The organism is Kitasatospora sp. NPDC048296, from assembly GCF_043201815.1.
Classification (GTDB): domain Bacteria; phylum Actinomycetota; class Actinomycetes; order Streptomycetales; family Streptomycetaceae; genus Kitasatospora.
On the sequence record NZ_JBICZB010000227.1, the window covers coordinates 1 to 1,232 of the forward strand.

Annotated in this window: 1 protein-coding gene; it reads right to left on the reverse strand. The window is 66.5% G+C overall.

The window, feature by feature from the left end; translation table 11 throughout:
- Positions 1 to 12: 12 nt before the first annotated feature.
- Positions 13 to 1,146, reverse strand: coding sequence for an IS630 family transposase (locus ACGF12_RS38655; protein ID WP_393041379.1), 1,134 nt, complete (start codon positions 1,144 to 1,146; stop codon positions 13 to 15).
- Between the last annotated feature and the right edge of the window lie 86 nt (positions 1,147 to 1,232).

Below are 1,232 nucleotides of genomic sequence, written 5' to 3' on the forward strand. Positions count from 1 at the left end.
GCTAGTGCCGCATCAGGCAACGTTTGCCCTGGCAACGACTGCGCGTAGGCGTTCGTCGGCGGCGTGCTTGTTCCGCCAGATGATGTAGCGGCGGATCATGCTGCCCTGCTCCTTGTGGCTGGCATGGTCGGTGCCGTCGAGCGCGAAGTAGCGCAGAGCGGTGAACTGGGCCTCGATCCGGTTGAGCCACGAGCTGTTGGTCGGGGTGTAGGCGATCTCCACGTTGTTCGCCGTCGCCCACGTCCCGACCCGCTGACATCGCTTCGTGGTCAGGTGGGGCGAGTAGTTGTCGACCACGATCGCGATGCGCACGTCGATCGGGTGCAGTGAGCGCAGGTAGCGGCAGAACTCCAGGAACTTCGAGCGGTTCTTGGTCTTCTTGATGTGGCCGTAGAGCTGGTCCTTGGCCAGGTCGTAGGCCGCGAACAGGTGCCGGACCCCGTGCGGGCGGGTGTAGGTCGCCCGCCTGCGCGGGCGGGGACCGCGGTGGGGGTCCTTGTGCTTCCCGCCGCGCTCGGCCCACTGCCGTCCGGGGTGGGGCTGGAGGTTGAGGGGGCCGAACTCGTCCAGGCAGAAAACGACTTCGGGCTCGCCTTCCTCGGGTATGACCTCGCCGTCGGCGATCGCGTAGAGGTGCTCGACGCGGGCCTTCTTCGTGGCGTAGTCCGGGTCGCGGGAGGTCTTCCAGGTCTTCACGCGTTGAAACGACACGCCCTCCTCGCGGAGCAGGACCCGAAGGCCCTCGTGGCTGATGTCGTCGACCACCCCCTCGGCGACCAGGAAGTCGGCCAGCTTGGCCAGACTCCAGGTCGAGAACGGCAGGCCGTGCTCGGCCGGCTTGGACTTGGCGATCTTCTTGATCTCCCGGCGTTCCGGGAGGGTGAACGTCCTGGGCCGGCCGCCCTTGTACTTCGGGTAGAGCGACTCGAAGCCGTCGGAGTTGAAGTTGTGAATCACGTCCCGCACCCGGTCCGCGCTGGTGAACGTCACCTCGGCGATCTTCGCCACGGGCATGCCCTGCGCGGACAGCAGCACCATCTGGGCCCGCCGCCAGGTCACCACCGAACCCGTGCCTCTGCGGATGATCCGCAACAGGCGCCGGCCCTCGTCGTCATCGATGTCCCGCACTCTCACACGCTCAGCCACGTGATCATTCTGGCGGCACATCCCGTCCGGCACGACAACCGGACGGGATGTCACAACAGGGCGAACGTTGCTTGATGCGGCACTAG